Source organism: Nonlabens ponticola (genome assembly GCF_003966335.1).
Taxonomy (GTDB): domain Bacteria; phylum Bacteroidota; class Bacteroidia; order Flavobacteriales; family Flavobacteriaceae; genus Nonlabens; species Nonlabens ponticola.
In genome coordinates this window covers 1,465,590-1,479,999 of sequence record NZ_CP034549.1, presented here as the reverse complement: position 1 = coordinate 1,479,999, position 14,410 = coordinate 1,465,590, and the positions used below count along the sequence as shown (strand labels likewise).

Genomic DNA, 14,410 nt, shown 5'->3' with positions numbered 1-14,410 from the left:
GGACAAGCACGCAATCAACCAAAAGATACGAGCTAGAAAAGTACGCCTAGTAGGCGAAGGTGTTGAGCCACAAATTATCGACACCAGAGATGCACTTGCCAAAGCGCAAGAAATGGAGATGGATCTCGTTGAGATCTCGCCTAATGCAGATCCACCAGTGGCAAAGATCATGGACTACAAGAAATTTGTCTATGAGCAAAAGAAGCGCGAGAAAGCCATGAAGGCAAACGCTTCTAAAGTTGTGATCAAGGAAATACGCTTCGGGCCAAATACTGATGATCATGATTATGAATTCAAAAGAAAACATGCAGAGAAATTCTTGAAAGAAGGCGCTAAGCTCAAAGCTTATGTATTCTTTAAAGGACGATCCATCATCTATAAAGATCAAGGTGAGATTCTCTTATTGAGACTAGCGCAGGATCTTGAAGAATTAGGTAAAGTAGAGCAAATGCCAAAAATGGAAGGTAAACGTATGAATATGTTTATCGCGCCTAAGAAGAAGTAACTTCAGCTGCGCTCAGCTACCGTAATAGCATTAAAGACTGTTCCTTTAGGAGCAGTCTTTTTTGATTTACGCTTTCGTGCCTGCCTGCCGTACAGGCAGGAAAGCGAGATTGTACTAATCATTAAAAAGATGAAAGAATCCCGCAATATTTAAACGGTCTGCAAGCGGCTATTTGATAATAATCACCTATTTTTGCAGCCCTTAAATACGATCATTTTAGATCTATTTATGGAATTGCGAGAATTTAAAACTAGGAATTATGCCTAAAATGAAAACAAAATCTAGTGCCAAGAAGCGTTTCAAGCTTACAGGTACTGGTAAAATCAAGAGAAAGCACGCTTTTAAAAGTCACATCCTGACAAAGAAAAGTAAGAAGCGTAAACTAGCTTTGACCCACGATACACTCGTGCACAAAGCAGATGAAGACAATATCAAGTTACAGTTGCGTCTTAAGTAAGACCTACCAGTAAACCTTGATGGTTTATTAATTATTTACAAACCCAATAGCTAGGCTTACAAGAATCAAAAGATCGCCTACTATTAAAAAATTAAAATTATGCCTAGAGCAACAAACAGAGTAGCGAGCAGAGCTCGTAGAAAAAAGGTCATGAAACAGGCCAAAGGTTACTTCGGACGCCGTAAAAACGTATGGACAGTAGCTAAAAACGCAGTAGAGAAAGCAATGTCTTACTCATACCGCGATCGAAGAAACAAGAAAAGAACATTCCGCAGATTGTGGATCACGCGTATTAACGCTGGTGCAAGACTTCACGGAATGAGCTACTCACAGTTTATGGGAGCAGTCAAAAAGAACGATATCGAGTTAAACCGTAAAGTTCTTGCTGATTTAGCAATGAATCACCCAGAAGCTTTTGAAGCAGTAGTAAACAAAGTAAAATAAGGTGTAACCACCATCTCGCAAGATTTGAAAATCCCGATCAGCAATGATCGGGATTTTTTTGTTTTATTCATTTGCAGTAGTTTATATCGACCTGAAGTATTGAACGATAGCATCAGCATTATTAAGTTAAAGCTCACTATTGTGCTTATCTTCTATCTTTATGTTTTCATGCTATAGATGCTGAAATAAATTCGACATGACAAGAAATGAATTTAATGTTAGCAGGATCATTCTCAAGTCTAGGTTTTGGAGCTTGGAGCTTGAGATTTGAGATTTGGGATTTGGAGCTTGGAAGTTGAGACGTGAGATTTGAGATTTGAGATTCAGATTTTGGAGTTTGGAAATTGGAAATTGGAATTTGGAATTTGGAATTTGGAACTTGGAACTTGGAACTTGGAACTTGGAACTTGGAACTTGGAACTTGGAACTTGGAACTTGGAACTTGGAACTTGGAACTTGGAACTTGGAACTTGGAACTTGGAACTTGGAACTTGGAACTTGGGATTTGGGATTTGGGATTTGGAATTTGGAATTTGGAATTTGGAACTTGGGATTTGGGATTTGGGATTTGGGATTTGGGATTTGGGATTTGGGATTTGGGATATAAACCTGAAAAACTTGACCTTTGGATCGCCAAATAATTTTCAAAACACACTTCAACCATGTCCATACTACTTATAAGAAACGATCAAAACTACCAGCCGTGGATCGATGCCATCCAACAGGTCGATACTGATTTAAAGGTCGTGACTCCCGAAACGATTCAAAATCGCAGCGAGGTGACGATGGCTCTTACGTGGAAAGCGCCTGCTGGCAGCTTTGAGGATTTGGCTAATCTTAAAGTGATTGGTTCCATGGGCGCTGGCGTGGATCACTTGTTTGATGATTCTACACTACCGCAAGGCTTGACCTATACTAGGATTGTCGATAACAACCTAAGCGGTGACATGGCCGAATTTGTTCTAGGCTTGTGCATGCGGCACATCAAGAACTTTGGCTTTTATCAGGAGCAACAGGTTACCAAAAATTGGAAGCCTATCTCCTATCGCCGGAATAAAAACGTGACCGTAGGAATCATGGGAATGGGCGTTTTGGGCAAAGCGGTAGCTAATTTGTTGATCTCGGCAGGCTTCAAGGTTTGTGGATGGTCACAAAGTGCCAAAAGAATCGATGGTGTCAACACCTACAAATCAGACGAGCTGAATAATTTTTTATCGCAGTGCAATATATTGGTATGTCTACTGCCGCTCACTGATAAGACTAGAGGCATTATCAACGCTGATTTATTGAGCAAATTGAAACAGGATTGTTATCTCATCAATGTTGCCCGTGGTGGCCACGTGGTGGATGACGACCTATTGACTGCGCTTGAGAACAATCAATTGAGCGGTGCTGCGCTAGATGTTTTTCATGAGGAACCGTTGCCTAGCGATCATCCATTCTGGAATCGTGACGACATTTTAATCACACCACACGTGGCGAGTGTGTCGAGTCCAGCGTCTGTGGCAGATCAAGTTGTAGAGAATTACCGCTTATTACAACAAGGCAAAGCGCTCCATAATAGGGTCTCGATCGACCAGCAGTATTGAGTTGCCATGTGCAGCTCTTGATCAGGAAGCTCGTAGCCAACTTGCAGTATGGCTAGAAATCTAATTCGCGGTTTGATTATTAAATAGAATGCTGGGAAGAATTACGCTTTCGCGAAAGCTGAAACCTTAAAAACATCGTAAGGTTACTGAGTGTACGAGGTCACCTACGTACTTTTGAACGATTACCCGTTTTCCTTGAAAAAACAGCTGTTTGCTTTATTGTTTTGTACCGCATTCTTGATGAGTGCGCAGTCGCCAGATGAAGACTATCCGTTCTTGTCTCGCACTTATGTGCAATTTAATCTGGGCGCGTTATTCAACGACTTTGACGGCGATGTTCTAGAGCCAGGATTTACCGCTGGTGGAACGAGTGCCAATCCGTTTTCTGGAAGGATATTATTTGGATACAAAATTACCGAGGACTTGGCCATTCAATATGGTGTGATACGACCTGCGGCGTGGTTTGAATTTAATGACGTGCAAGGTACCGACTTGAGCAAAACGGTGTGGACAAACGCGTGGTCGCTCACGGCTCGCAAAGACTTTAAATTATCATCCAACTGGTCACTTTTTGCCGAAGCTGGACCGGTGAATGTCACGCGAGTGGGTTTTGAACTAGGTGAAAACACAGTTGTTAGGGACAAACAATATTTGAGTATACTGACTGCGTCTGGCGTGTCCTACAAACTAAATGACCAATGGAGCTTGATGGCTCATGCGGTGTACATTCCTAAGGATACGGATAATCAACCGGCAATACAGCAGTATAACCTGGGTGTTCAATATAACCTGAGTGATCTAGCGCCAGCCGATGAGACTGGTGTTGAAAACGGCGGTAACTTTTTTCCTGTTAACACGTTGCAAATAGGTTATGGCAATGATTTTATAGGTTATGCGCCTAACAAGATCCTATCGATGAATGCGCGTGTGGCTGGTACTCGTGGATTGGGAATTCCCATATTCTGGTACGGTGATGCCAAGGCAAGTAATACGATACTGGTGAATTATACGCGCGACGTCTATAGATCGCGTAAGTTTTTTAGTTTAGGTTTTGGAGTTAGCGCCACGGCATTTGAGAGCAGTCTTGATAAGGAATGGATAGGTGCTTTCTCCATCTATCCGCAGGTGCGATTTTTCTTTTGGCGAGCGGCTGGATTTGATGCCTATGCCACCTATAGTGTCATTGGACCTACTTTTATTACTAAAGAAGATATCGACGGCCTGGATACTGGGCCTAGAATCACCTACCAGGATTTTGTCGCTGCTGGTGCCTACCTGGGCAAGGATAGAAAATGGAATGCAGAGCTCAAGATCATTCACTACTCTAATGGCAACAACTTTACCGGCAACGCTGGTGTTGCGGTGCCGATTGTTTTTCAGATAGGTAGGAGGTTTTAGGGTGGTGATTGAGAACGATCGATAATTTATTGGAAAAAGCGGAAACCGAAGATTTCTTGATTGTCGGAGTCATTGAACCCTTGTAATCTACAATCTTATAAATCCTACTGGATCTGCATCATCCTTCTTGATGAACCAAAATTGACTATTTTGAATTTTGCCTATTGCGTTGACTTGAATAATCGTGTCGTTAACATTGCAGTCGTCTATAAATTCTGACAGAATTCTAATTCTTTTAGGCACATCGTAGTCCTGAATTGATTTTAAGGCATACTTTGTTTCGTTCTCTATCGTGAAGTTTTCATCTTCTGCTATCAAGGATGCGTATGTTATGTCTTTTGCATTATAAATTGACTTTTGTGTCTTCATGTATCGTTGAGATGCATTGTAAGACACTACAAAAAATAACAAGATTATGATAGAGCTAATGATTTTGAAAACAACCTTTCTAAATAAAAAATAGTTGGCGCAAAAAAGTAATATTGTGAGTACGATAAACATATGATCCTATATTTATTTGACGAGAACAACAATTTCCTGACTATTTGTATTTAATAACCAAAACTCAACATCATTCCAAAACTGTTCATATTTAAGGTAGGTAACTTGCGCCTCTGGATGACAATTGACTCCATCATAGAAAAACTCAAAATCATCATTGTATTTTGAAGCTGACTTTTGAACCGAAATTTCTGGCTCGCCAAATTCTGCTAGAATTGCTTGTTTGCTTTGACCCAAATACTCATCGCCAAATTGATTGGACTTTTTCATTTCTCGGCCACTTTTCCAACCGCAAATAGTTGTTGCTGCGATTAGTATGATAAAGGCTACTATTTTTAGGAAGATTTTCATGGGTGTTGGTATCTTGTTGGTAAGATGCTTTTTTTTATATGGAATATGGCGCTGATGATCCTCGCGTATTTTAAGAAGTTGGCGAGACTAAGCAATAACTTACAGCTATCATTGGAAAATGTTTTTGTTATTATTTTCAGTCTTTTCACAGGTTTTCAGGCCAGTTAGATCATATTTTCAGAATGTAATTCCAATCAACTCTTCAAATCAGTTGTATATGAAAATAATTTTGGTTTTCTAATGTATGATGCTAATACCGTTGCAATTAGAATTAGAATTACGATTTCTGCTGGTTTTCCTTTATACATATGAATTAGGACAATAAAAGTCATATATAGAACTAACATCGATGTTCCAATTAGTATGGTTTTGTTGTATAAAAAAAGAGCAATCCCAATTAAAATAAAAACTCCAGCTGTAATCATTACGGCACTACTTTCTACTACTTTTCCAGTCTGATCATGATTGATCAATTTGTCTAAAGCGTTAGGAATGTAGAATAGTATAATTGCTAATGAGGGTAACCAAATTAATATTCCGCTTAATGTTTTTTCAAACCCTTTCTTTTGTTCTGCCATTATTGTATTAGTGTTTTGCTGTTTGTTATTACGGTCTTGTATAACCGCAGTTCCTTGTGATGTGGATTTGAAGTCAGGAAATTAAATTATTTTGAGAAGTTGAATTGAAAACAAGCTGGAATTGCGGTTATTCATTGTTGGCAGTAGTTTTTATACATTTTTATAATAATCCAGTATTAATTCGTGAACTTTCAACATTTTATCATCGTACTTGTTGTTCAGATTATTCCAAAAGTTCAATATACTTATATTGGCATAAAAATGCGTAATCATAACGTTTTCGATAACGTCTAGAATTTCGAAATTGTCATCTTCTTTATCATTAGATGGAAAAGCATAAGACTCAGCAAAAGGTCCTCCGTGAATAAAAGAAGAAAGGTCAGAATATATTGCTCCGAGCATAAGAAAAGATTCAAAACTCTTTTTCATTAATTCATTTTTTTCATTTTTATAATCAACAGATTTGTTTTCAATATTGAATTTGAAGATGTTTCTGAAAGTAAATTCGTTAGCTTTTTTGAAAATTTGAGTTTTGCTATATTTTTCTATTTCAGGTTTATTTTTCAATAATTTTTCCCAAGATTCTTGGTCAATATCATCTTCAGTCAGAACGGTTGATTTATAGTCTAAACTTTTTTGATATTGAAGTTTTTCAGCTAAATCGCAAAAAATATAGTAATCCTCAAATATTTGTCCGTTATTATCTCCTAAGGACTTTGCTGTTAGAAAATTGATTTTGAAAGCGTGTTCTACTAATGAACGAAGTAAAATTTTTGCGCTATAAATATTGTCCTCTAAAATAAGACTGATTATTCCGTTTGAGATGTGAAGAGTTCTAACTGCAAAAATCGGAAGTGCTCTTACAGAATGTTTATATCCATCTTTATTCAAAGAGGCTAAATCGTTTAATATTACTTCCTGAATTATATCTGAAATGTCCTCGATATAACGTTTGGCTATTAGCCCAAGGAAGTTAATTTTTTCCGATTTATTTTCTTTCTTATCTGTCATTCAAATTGCCGCCAACTACTCAATATACAAATTTAACCAAATCATTTTCACATCTTCTTTACAGAGCAATTTGTAATAACATCATATACTGCGACGCAAGCATAATCTCAATAGGCCTGGTAATGCAAACTTTAATATACATAAACGTTTACAAACGTAAATAAACGAAAGCAACTGTTTAAAACTCTTCTTAAACTCAAAAGCCACCACATATTTGCACCGTCATCAACAAACAGATGGCACAAACTTTTTTTAATCCATACAAACTAATTTATTATGAGCAGTTTAAACAACAAAGTACAATTGATCGGTAACCTAGGCGCTAACCCAGAAATCATCAACCTAAATGATGGTAAAAAGATTGCCAAGTTCTCCATCGCCACAACCGATAGATATAAAAACAAACAAGGCGAGCAGGTAAGCGATACCCAATGGCACAATGTCGTTGCCTGGAACAAGACCGCGGACATTATCGAGAAGTATGTCGAGAAAGGAAACAAAATAGGGATCGAGGGAAAACTCACCACTAGAACATGGGAAGATAAAGAAGGAAACAAGCGTTACACGACCGAGGTTATCTGCAGCGAGCTCCTTATGCTAGGTGGCAAGGCATAATCGCCACACAATATGGCGCCCTTCTATAGATCTAAAATTTGTATCTATTCACAAAATGCCTTGAAGCTCGCTTCAAGGCATTTTTTTTCATGATATTTCTTGGTGTTTCCGCGCTAGGCGCAGTCGGCCTATCCATTACAAGTCCTCACAAGTTCCGGGCATTTCACTACAATCCTTAACATAGCCATTGAACAAGAGAAGAGCTGCCTAGTTTGGCTTGTCACTTGTATTCTATTCCTACCTTTGTGGCCATGATAGAGAAGGAAACACGCATCAATAAATATTTAAGTGAGCAAGGATTTTGCTCAAGGCGCGCTGCCGATAAACTCATCGAGCAAGAACGCATTACCATCAATGGTAAAGTACCTGCTATGGGAACCAAAGTCAAGCGTGGCGACAAAGTAGCCGTTGACGGCGAGCCTATCTCTACCAAAAAAGAACAACCAGTCTATCTAGCTTTCAATAAACCTGTTGGTATCGTTTGCACCACAGACACTCGTGTAGAAAAAGACAACATCATTGATTTTATCAATTATCCTACACGCATATTTCCCATAGGTCGATTAGACAAACCCAGCGAAGGATTAATCTTCCTAACGAACGATGGCGACATTGTCAATAAAATCCTGCGAGCGCGTAATAATCATGAGAAAGAATACATTGTGACTGTCAATCACAGCATCAACAATCAATTCATTAAACGTATGGCTGCTGGCGTGCCTATTCTCAATACCGTTACCAGAGAATGCGAGGTAGAACAACTAGGCCGTAAGACCTTTAGAATTGTGCTCACGCAAGGTCTCAACAGGCAAATACGTCGTATGTGTGAATACCTAGATTATCGCGTGACCAAACTCAAGCGCGTGCGCATCATGAATGTTGAGCTTGACATACCGCAGGGAACCTATCGCAATCTAACGAGCGAAGAATTACAAGAGATCAAAAGACTCACGGCATCTAGCAGTAAATCCATAGAACCTATAGTCGATGACGAGATGGATTAGAGCCTTACTAAAATCTATCAAATGAAAATAATGAAAATATCTACTACAGTTCTTGCCATATTGTTCTCGTTCCTACTTATTTCTTGCGATCAAAAAACGGAGAGTATTTCTTCTCAAGTGCGGCATACTGGTGCCATGAGAAATGTAATGCTGCGAGGTGATCTAAGCAATACCATCAAACTCGATACACTTGACACTCAAAATTTGTACGGTATAGGTCCAGCGACTGCGCTTACTGGTGAACTCATGGTGTTTGATGGTGATATCTATATATCAAGAATAGAAAACGATGGTCTCATGAAGGTCGAGAAAACTGCCAACGCGAGTGCACCGTTTTTTGTCTATGCCCAAGCGTATCAATGGAAGGAAATTGAAGTTCCAGCCACTGTGTCTGACTTATCGTCTCTCGAACTATTTATTCAATCACAACTTAAAGATCAATCTATTGAAACGATGTTTAAATTAGAGGGAAAAGTGAGCAACGCTTTTATCCATGTGCAAAATCTAGCGCCTGGATCTGTTATAAAATCGCCTCAAGATGCTCATAAAGGCCAGCGAAATTTTACACTGGAAAATGAAGAAGTAGTCATGGTAGGTTTCTATTCTCAACACCATAAAGGAATTTACACGCACCACGATTCTAATATTCACGTTCATCTAATGACTACAAACCGCAATGCCATGGGACATCTGGACGCAGTTGAACCACAAGCGTTGACCCTATTTCTTGCAAAATAAAAATGCTACAAATTTTCTGGCAACACCATTAGACTACGAAAAAGTTCTGCTTTGACGCTCAATAGTTTTTCCTGAACTTCCAACGCTTTTACTTGAGAATCAATCAATTTTGCCTCTCGTGAGTTGATAATAAACAGCGAGCTATCACCCAATTCAAATTTTCGATTCTCTGCTCGCAACATGGTTTCCGCCATGTTGACAAGCTCATCTGCTAGGATGACTTGACGCTGGTAACTATCTAGCTCATTGAATATAGCAATTACTTTATTGCGCAGGATCAATGATTCAGATTGCAGGCCGTATCTGGCATCGTCGATCTTGATTTTGGCAAGTCGCAAATCGCCACGTTCTTTCCTAGTAAAAATAGGATAGGCAAACGTGAGTCCAGCTTTGTAATTATTTTGATTGATTGAATTAAGTTCGTTCCAGTCTGGAGTGATAAAGTTGTAATCGACGGTTACTTTGGGCAACAATTTATTGGCTTTGAGTTGTCGATCCACATCTAGTTGATCTAACTTAAAATTGAGTGATACGATTTTTGGGTGATTCTCTACATTAAATTCATTGAGCTGTTGACCTTCTAGCGCCAGCACATCGTTGGTCACTTCTTGCAATTGCTCTTGCGGTACGACATTATCCTGCAATTCAACCGGTACGCCATCTAGCCATAGAAAATTGGATACCTGCAATCGTCTTTTAGTCAATTGGATTTGTGCTTTTTCAAGACTCAATCTCCTTGTCTGGACAGCAATTCCCGCTTCTACAGTATCAATCGCGGCCTTATCTCCTAGCCTAGCACTTACCACAACAGCTTGCTTGCGTTGTATCGCATTTGCCAGTATGGATTTGAAGAAAGCCACTTCTTGTGTCGCGCGCCACCATTCAAAATAAGCATTTGACGCATCATAAAGTACCGCATTGACTGCAAGATCGCGATCGGCCTGTGATTGTTGTTGGAATAACTTGGCTTTTCTCAAAGTGGCCATACGTTCATTGATCCACAATCCTTGACCTAGATTTACCTGCACACCAGCACTGTATAAACCACCGTCAGGCACAGTTAGCGATGGATCCAGGAACTCACCTTCGTTACGCTCTGCTCCTGCTTTGAACTCGACGCCATACCAGGTTGGAATCTTAAAAACACCCGTCAATTCATCGTAATACTCAATGTCCTTGAAATCCTTGCGACGATAATCTACCTCGATTTTTGGATCAAAACCGCCACGCGCTTGCAGTAAATTTGCTTGCCCTTCATCAAGTAGCAATTCTGCCTGTAAAGCTACTGGATGATGACGCTTGACATAGCCCAGATATTCCCTCAAACTTAGCACTACCGTATCCTCCACTGGTTGCACTGTAGCTTGTGGGTTTGTTAGCTTTCGCGAAAGCGTAACTTCATCAATCTGCACTGCATAAGTCATCATTGTGCATAGCGAGAGCAGTATGGTGCTACTTTTTCTTATCATCCTTGCTGTCGCTTTCTGGTGTGTAATAATCAGGTGGGAAACCATTCAATTGTCGCCATATCTCGTACCAAACAGGCACATCTTCTAGTAATGCGATGGTGTAGGCGCCGGCGCCAGGACGCAGTGCCTCTGGCCAGGACTCATCATCGATGTTGTCAGGAGCCAGCAGCACGCGGTATTTACCGTTGCTTGACGTAAAGGTTTCTACGGCAACAATCTCTGCTCCATAAGTACCTACTGAAGCGTTGGGCCATCCAGAGAAAACGATTGCCGGCCATCCATCAAATTGTACGCGTACGTGTTCTCCTTTATGGAGTAACGGCAAGTCGATAGGCTCGACAAAAGTCTCTACCGCAAGATCATAGTTGGACGGCATGATGTTGACCAGCGGCTCACCTTCTTTAAAAGTCTCGCCTAAACCCGATTTGATGGCTTTATTGATAAAGCCATCCTGTGGTGCTGTGATAAAATACAAATCGTTTCTCATGCTGTAATTTGCACGGTCAGATTGCAGTTTACTCACTTGAACAGCTACATCCAGCTGGTCTGACTGGGCGCTACCTAAATCGCTTCTAGTTTTGGCTATCTTTTCTGCATACTCTTGTCTGGTGCGACTTATCTCGATTTGAGCATTGGTCACCTCATTTTTACTTTGCAGTAATTTTTGACGTTGCGATATTAATTTAGCTTGAGTCTCTTGTAGTTTCAAGCGTTTTTGTTCTACATCTACCTGAGATTTGAGGCCTTCATCTTCAAGTGTTGCGGTACGTTCCAGTTGACGCTCTGCAATGGTTTGATTTGTTCTTGCTGCTTCTAGATCGATACTATCGCTCACCACCTTGAGCTTTGCTTGTTCTAGTTTGTTTGCTGCCTGGTTTAATTTTAATTGCAACTCTGACTGCAGTGCAACGGTTTGTTGCCTCAACGATTGAATCTTAAAATCATATGACTCAACGGATTGCTCTTTGGCGTCAATTTGTAAATCGGTACGATTGACCAGCTCTGGATCAAAGTATTCACTTTTTACCTCGCTTATTTGTAGGATCGTATCGCCCTTGAAAACACGATCACCTTCACGAACAAACCATGTCTCTAATCGACCAGGAATAGGTGATTGTATGGTTTGCGGTCGTTGATCTGGTGTCAAGGTTGTTACAAAACCATTACCGGTAACGGTTTGCGTCCATGGTAGGAAAAGCACGATAATCATGATGATGGCAAACCCAATTAAGAACCTGTTGAAGTATTCAAAATGGGTGCGGTGCAACACACGCTTGCCGGAATCAAATTCATCCAAATCCAAGCGCTTTACCAGTTCTGTTTTGGAAATATTAAGCATTGTTTATGGATTTATCTTCAATGATTCTACCTTTCTCTAGGGTCACGATGCGACCACATTTGTTGAGCCATCGCTCGTTTTGACTCACCACTATGAGTGACCAGCCGTTACTTTTATCAGTAAGGAAATTCATGATGCGATCACTTTCATCATTATCAAATTGATCCAATGGATCCTTGAGTATCAACATTTTTGGTTTACGGACGATACCTCTTGCCAACACGATCTTTTTACTAATGGTATAGCTAAGGCGTTTACCTTCTGGAAACAAAAAGGTATCAAGACCTTCTGGTAATCTTTTCAAGAATTTGGTCAAGCCCACATTCTCAATCACCTTATAAACATCATCATCTGAAACTTCTTTGTTTCCAAAAGTGATATTGTTGCGCAAGGTTCCTTCAAATGGTGTTTCTTCAGTTAGCGATTGACCTAAACTAGATCTATAGTAATTCAGATTAACTCCTTTTAAATTGATATTGTTCAAAAACACGTTACCACCTGTAGGCTCAATAATACCAGCGATTAATCGCAACAAAGTTGCTTTACCACTACCGTTAGCGCCATTGAGTAATATCGAGCAGTCTCTCGACATGTGTAGATTGACCTGATCAATAATAGGTTCTGACCTATCTGGAACTGAGTAGGATACATTTTCTAACTGTACCTCAAAGTTTTCGTTCTCTTTAAATGGTTTATCGCCTTTTGCCTGTTCCAATTCCTTATCTACTACCTCACCTAACTTTTCTAGTGAGGTCAGCATGTCATAAAAGGATTCCAGTCCGGTGATGATCTTCTCAACTGCACCAATAATAATAATGATGATCAACTCTGCCGCTACAAACTGACCTATATTCATTTCTTGATTCAATACCAAAAATCCACCTATGATTAATAAACCAGCGGTCACCAACACTTTAAATCCTATCAACTGTATAGCTTGTAAAATCAGCACTTTGAAGTGCTTCTCTCGATAGACTAGATACTCGGTTGTTAATTCATCGTTACGTTCTACTGCATGAGATGTTTTTCCTGATAGTTTAAAACTGATGATGGATCGTGCAACTTCCTGTAGCCAGTGTGCAACCTTATATTTACTTTTTGACTCTTTGATACTGGTTTTTAATCCACGTTCCGCGGTGTATTTGAATAATAGTAATCCTAACATCAATAGCAGGAAGCCATAGGCGATAAAAAACGGATGGTAAAACGAGAGCAGCAATAATCCAAATACAATTTGAAGAATCGCAGTAGGATAATCAACTAGCAACTTTGATAGACTTTTTTGGATATTTAGGGTATCGAAAAACCTATTGGCTAACTCTGGCGGATAGTAATTGCTCAACTCGCTCATCTTGATCTTAGGGAATCGGTAAGCGAATTCAAAAGATGATCTGGTAAATATTTTCTGCTGTATATTCTCTGTGATTCTTATTTGCATGATCTGCAACGCACCACCAAAGGCTACACCTAGCGTCACCAAGACTACTAACAAAATCCAGGAAGAGCTGATCTGTGCACCTTGTATCAAGTTAATGATGGCTTGAATACCTAGCGGTAATGATAAACCTACTAGTCCTGCAAAAATCGCATAGTAAAAAATCTGATAAACATCGCGTTTGTCTAATTCTAGCATGCGTACCAGACGTTGCCATGCGGTAAGTATATTTTTGTTCTTATTATCACTCATGGCTATCGGCTATTAAGTCAATTAAATCCATAAAATAATGTGTAGGAGAAACGGTAGCGTTACAATCTGTCAACGCTGGAAAATGCCTTTTTAAAAAATGCTGGTGTAATGCGCCTTCAATAATCGTACTGCTCAAGGATGCTGGAAACTTATAATGTGGATTGACCGTGTGAATCAAATCCTTCAATCTCGTTACCAGTCGCTGGTAGATTGAAAAGTAACCTTGCTTGTTTTCTTGATCTACTTCTTTAGTCAAATAGGATTTTGAATATTCTTCTACCACTATTTTACTGAGGAGCACTTCATCAATATGATCAAAGTCTAAATCCTGTACGATTTCTTTGGTTAGAATTTGCACAGCTTTTCTGAGCTTATCTTTTGGCTGTGATAAAGACAGTGTTTGAATAACTAGCTGATATTCCATCCAACCCCAATACCAGGATGTTAAGTATAACAACAGTTTATGTTTATTCTCAAAGTATCTGTAAATGGAGCTCTCGTTGGAACCAATAGCCTTACCTAGCTTTCTAAAAGTAAAGGTCTCAAAGCCCATTTCATGTATCATCAAGATACTTGATTCTACGATTCTTTTACCTAGATCAGAAGATTCAGGATCTTTGACATAGATATTTGAGTTGATCTCAACTCTCAAATTTTTGAGTATGGTATCCAAACGGTTAGTTTTAGACGAAATTAATAGCAATACTATCGTTAAGTGATTAAT

General features: G+C 39.5%; 17 protein-coding genes. 9 read left to right on the top strand and 8 right to left on the bottom strand.

The window, feature by feature from the left end; all coding sequences use genetic code 11:
- Positions 1 to 13 precede the first annotated feature (13 nt).
- The 6 genes from infC (at position 14) to EJ995_RS06645 (ending at position 4,393) form a co-directional block, all read left to right on the top strand.
- Entirely contained in the window at positions 14 to 505 is a 492-nt protein-coding gene (gene infC, locus EJ995_RS06670; RefSeq protein ID WP_126446856.1) for a translation initiation factor IF-3, read from the top strand.
- A 259-nt stretch (positions 506 to 764) separates the two neighbouring features.
- Complete coding sequence (rpmI, locus tag EJ995_RS06665) at positions 765 to 962, top strand: 50S ribosomal protein L35 (RefSeq protein ID WP_041496324.1); 198 nt, start codon at positions 765 to 767, stop codon at positions 960 to 962.
- A gap of 99 nt (positions 963 to 1,061) precedes the next feature.
- Positions 1,062 to 1,406, top strand: a complete 345-nt coding sequence (gene rplT, locus EJ995_RS06660; RefSeq protein ID WP_126446854.1) for a 50S ribosomal protein L20 — start codon at positions 1,062 to 1,064, stop codon at positions 1,404 to 1,406.
- A gap of 309 nt (positions 1,407 to 1,715) precedes the next feature.
- A complete protein-coding gene (locus tag EJ995_RS13155) occupies positions 1,716 to 2,087 on the top strand; it encodes a hypothetical protein (protein WP_164549885.1) in 372 nt (123 codons plus the stop codon).
- A complete protein-coding gene (locus EJ995_RS06650) occupies positions 2,069 to 2,995 on the top strand; it encodes a 2-hydroxyacid dehydrogenase (protein ID WP_126446852.1) in 927 nt (308 codons plus the stop codon). Before EJ995_RS13155 ends, EJ995_RS06650 begins: the two co-directional genes overlap by 19 nt.
- Positions 2,996 to 3,190: 195 nt before the next feature.
- A complete protein-coding gene (locus tag EJ995_RS06645) occupies positions 3,191 to 4,393 on the top strand; it encodes an acyloxyacyl hydrolase (protein ID WP_126446850.1) in 1,203 nt (400 codons plus the stop codon).
- Between the two features lie 87 nt (positions 4,394 to 4,480).
- Here EJ995_RS06645 and EJ995_RS06640 read toward each other — a convergent pair whose 3' ends face one another.
- The 4 genes from EJ995_RS06640 to EJ995_RS06625 all read right to left on the bottom strand — a co-directional run bounded on the left by EJ995_RS06640 (position 4,481) and on the right by EJ995_RS06625 (position 6,834).
- Positions 4,481 to 4,762 (bottom strand): hypothetical protein, encoded by a 282-nt coding sequence (locus EJ995_RS06640; RefSeq protein ID WP_126446848.1) that lies wholly within the window; start codon positions 4,760 to 4,762, stop codon positions 4,481 to 4,483.
- A 144-nt stretch (positions 4,763 to 4,906) separates the two neighbouring features.
- The gene (locus EJ995_RS06635) at positions 4,907 to 5,245 is read right to left on the bottom strand and encodes a hypothetical protein (RefSeq protein ID WP_126446846.1); all 339 of its coding nucleotides are present in this window, start codon (positions 5,243 to 5,245) and stop codon (positions 4,907 to 4,909) included.
- Between the two features lie 194 nt (positions 5,246 to 5,439).
- Complete coding sequence (locus EJ995_RS06630; protein ID WP_126446844.1) at positions 5,440 to 5,823, bottom strand: hypothetical protein; 384 nt, start codon at positions 5,821 to 5,823, stop codon at positions 5,440 to 5,442.
- A gap of 150 nt (positions 5,824 to 5,973) precedes the next feature.
- Positions 5,974 to 6,834 carry a DUF5677 domain-containing protein gene (locus EJ995_RS06625; RefSeq protein WP_126446842.1) on the bottom strand — a complete coding sequence of 287 codons (861 nt, stop codon included), beginning with the start codon at positions 6,832 to 6,834 and terminating at the stop codon, positions 5,974 to 5,976.
- Positions 6,835 to 7,110: 276 nt separating this feature from the next.
- Here EJ995_RS06625 and EJ995_RS06620 point away from each other — a divergent pair, with 276 nt between their 5' ends.
- From EJ995_RS06620 to EJ995_RS06610, 3 genes are all read left to right on the top strand, one after another.
- Positions 7,111 to 7,449: a single-stranded DNA-binding protein gene (locus EJ995_RS06620; RefSeq protein ID WP_126446839.1), complete on the top strand. Its 339-nt coding sequence runs from the start codon at positions 7,111 to 7,113 to the stop codon at positions 7,447 to 7,449.
- Positions 7,450 to 7,700: 251 nt separating this feature from the next.
- Positions 7,701 to 8,453, top strand: coding sequence for a 23S rRNA pseudouridine(2604) synthase RluF (rluF, locus tag EJ995_RS06615; protein ID WP_126446837.1), 753 nt, complete (start codon positions 7,701 to 7,703; stop codon positions 8,451 to 8,453).
- Between the two features lie 21 nt (positions 8,454 to 8,474).
- The gene (locus EJ995_RS06610) at positions 8,475 to 9,191 is read left to right on the top strand and encodes an acetolactate decarboxylase (protein ID WP_126446834.1); all 717 of its coding nucleotides are present in this window, start codon (positions 8,475 to 8,477) and stop codon (positions 9,189 to 9,191) included.
- Between the two features lie 5 nt (positions 9,192 to 9,196).
- On the opposite strand, the gene EJ995_RS06605 is transcribed toward EJ995_RS06610, so the two are convergent.
- Genes EJ995_RS06605 through EJ995_RS06590 form a run of 4 tightly spaced genes read right to left on the bottom strand, consistent with a single transcriptional unit; the run spans position 9,197 to position 14,359 of the window.
- Positions 9,197 to 10,618 carry a TolC family protein gene (locus EJ995_RS06605; RefSeq protein ID WP_241234602.1) on the bottom strand — a complete coding sequence of 474 codons (1,422 nt, stop codon included), beginning with the start codon at positions 10,616 to 10,618 and terminating at the stop codon, positions 9,197 to 9,199.
- A 25-nt stretch (positions 10,619 to 10,643) separates the two neighbouring features.
- Positions 10,644 to 11,999, bottom strand: coding sequence for an HlyD family secretion protein (locus tag EJ995_RS06600; protein WP_126446830.1), 1,356 nt, complete (start codon positions 11,997 to 11,999; stop codon positions 10,644 to 10,646).
- Complete coding sequence (locus EJ995_RS06595) at positions 11,992 to 13,686, bottom strand: peptidase domain-containing ABC transporter (protein ID WP_126446828.1); 1,695 nt, start codon at positions 13,684 to 13,686, stop codon at positions 11,992 to 11,994. Before EJ995_RS06595 ends, EJ995_RS06600 begins: the two co-directional genes overlap by 8 nt.
- Positions 13,679 to 14,359, bottom strand: coding sequence for a TetR/AcrR family transcriptional regulator (locus EJ995_RS06590; RefSeq protein WP_126446826.1), 681 nt, complete (start codon positions 14,357 to 14,359; stop codon positions 13,679 to 13,681). The genes EJ995_RS06595 and EJ995_RS06590 overlap by 8 nt, the downstream gene beginning before the upstream one ends.
- Positions 14,360 to 14,410: the final 51 nt, after the last annotated feature.

Coding starts and splice junctions, on each gene's coding strand:
- rpmI (WP_041496324.1), top strand. CDS start 765: ATGCCTAAAATGAAAACAAAATCTAGTGCCAAGAAGCGTTTCAAGCTT.
- rplT (WP_126446854.1), top strand. CDS start 1,062: ATGCCTAGAGCAACAAACAGAGTAGCGAGCAGAGCTCGTAGAAAAAAG.
- EJ995_RS06650 (WP_126446852.1), top strand. CDS start 2,069: ATGTCCATACTACTTATAAGAAACGATCAAAACTACCAGCCGTGGATC.
- EJ995_RS06640 (WP_126446848.1), bottom strand. CDS start 4,762: ATGAAGACACAAAAGTCAATTTATAATGCAAAAGACATAACATACGCA.
- EJ995_RS06635 (WP_126446846.1), bottom strand. CDS start 5,245: ATGAAAATCTTCCTAAAAATAGTAGCCTTTATCATACTAATCGCAGCA.
- EJ995_RS06630 (WP_126446844.1), bottom strand. CDS start 5,823: ATGGCAGAACAAAAGAAAGGGTTTGAAAAAACATTAAGCGGAATATTA.
- EJ995_RS06625 (WP_126446842.1), bottom strand. CDS start 6,834: ATGACAGATAAGAAAGAAAATAAATCGGAAAAAATTAACTTCCTTGGG.
- EJ995_RS06620 (WP_126446839.1), top strand. CDS start 7,111: ATGAGCAGTTTAAACAACAAAGTACAATTGATCGGTAACCTAGGCGCT.
- rluF (WP_126446837.1), top strand. CDS start 7,701: ATGATAGAGAAGGAAACACGCATCAATAAATATTTAAGTGAGCAAGGA.
- EJ995_RS06610 (WP_126446834.1), top strand. CDS start 8,475: ATGAAAATAATGAAAATATCTACTACAGTTCTTGCCATATTGTTCTCG.
- EJ995_RS06605 (WP_241234602.1), bottom strand. CDS start 10,618: ATGATGACTTATGCAGTGCAGATTGATGAAGTTACGCTTTCGCGAAAG.
- EJ995_RS06600 (WP_126446830.1), bottom strand. CDS start 11,999: ATGCTTAATATTTCCAAAACAGAACTGGTAAAGCGCTTGGATTTGGAT.
- EJ995_RS06595 (WP_126446828.1), bottom strand. CDS start 13,686: ATGAGTGATAATAAGAACAAAAATATACTTACCGCATGGCAACGTCTG.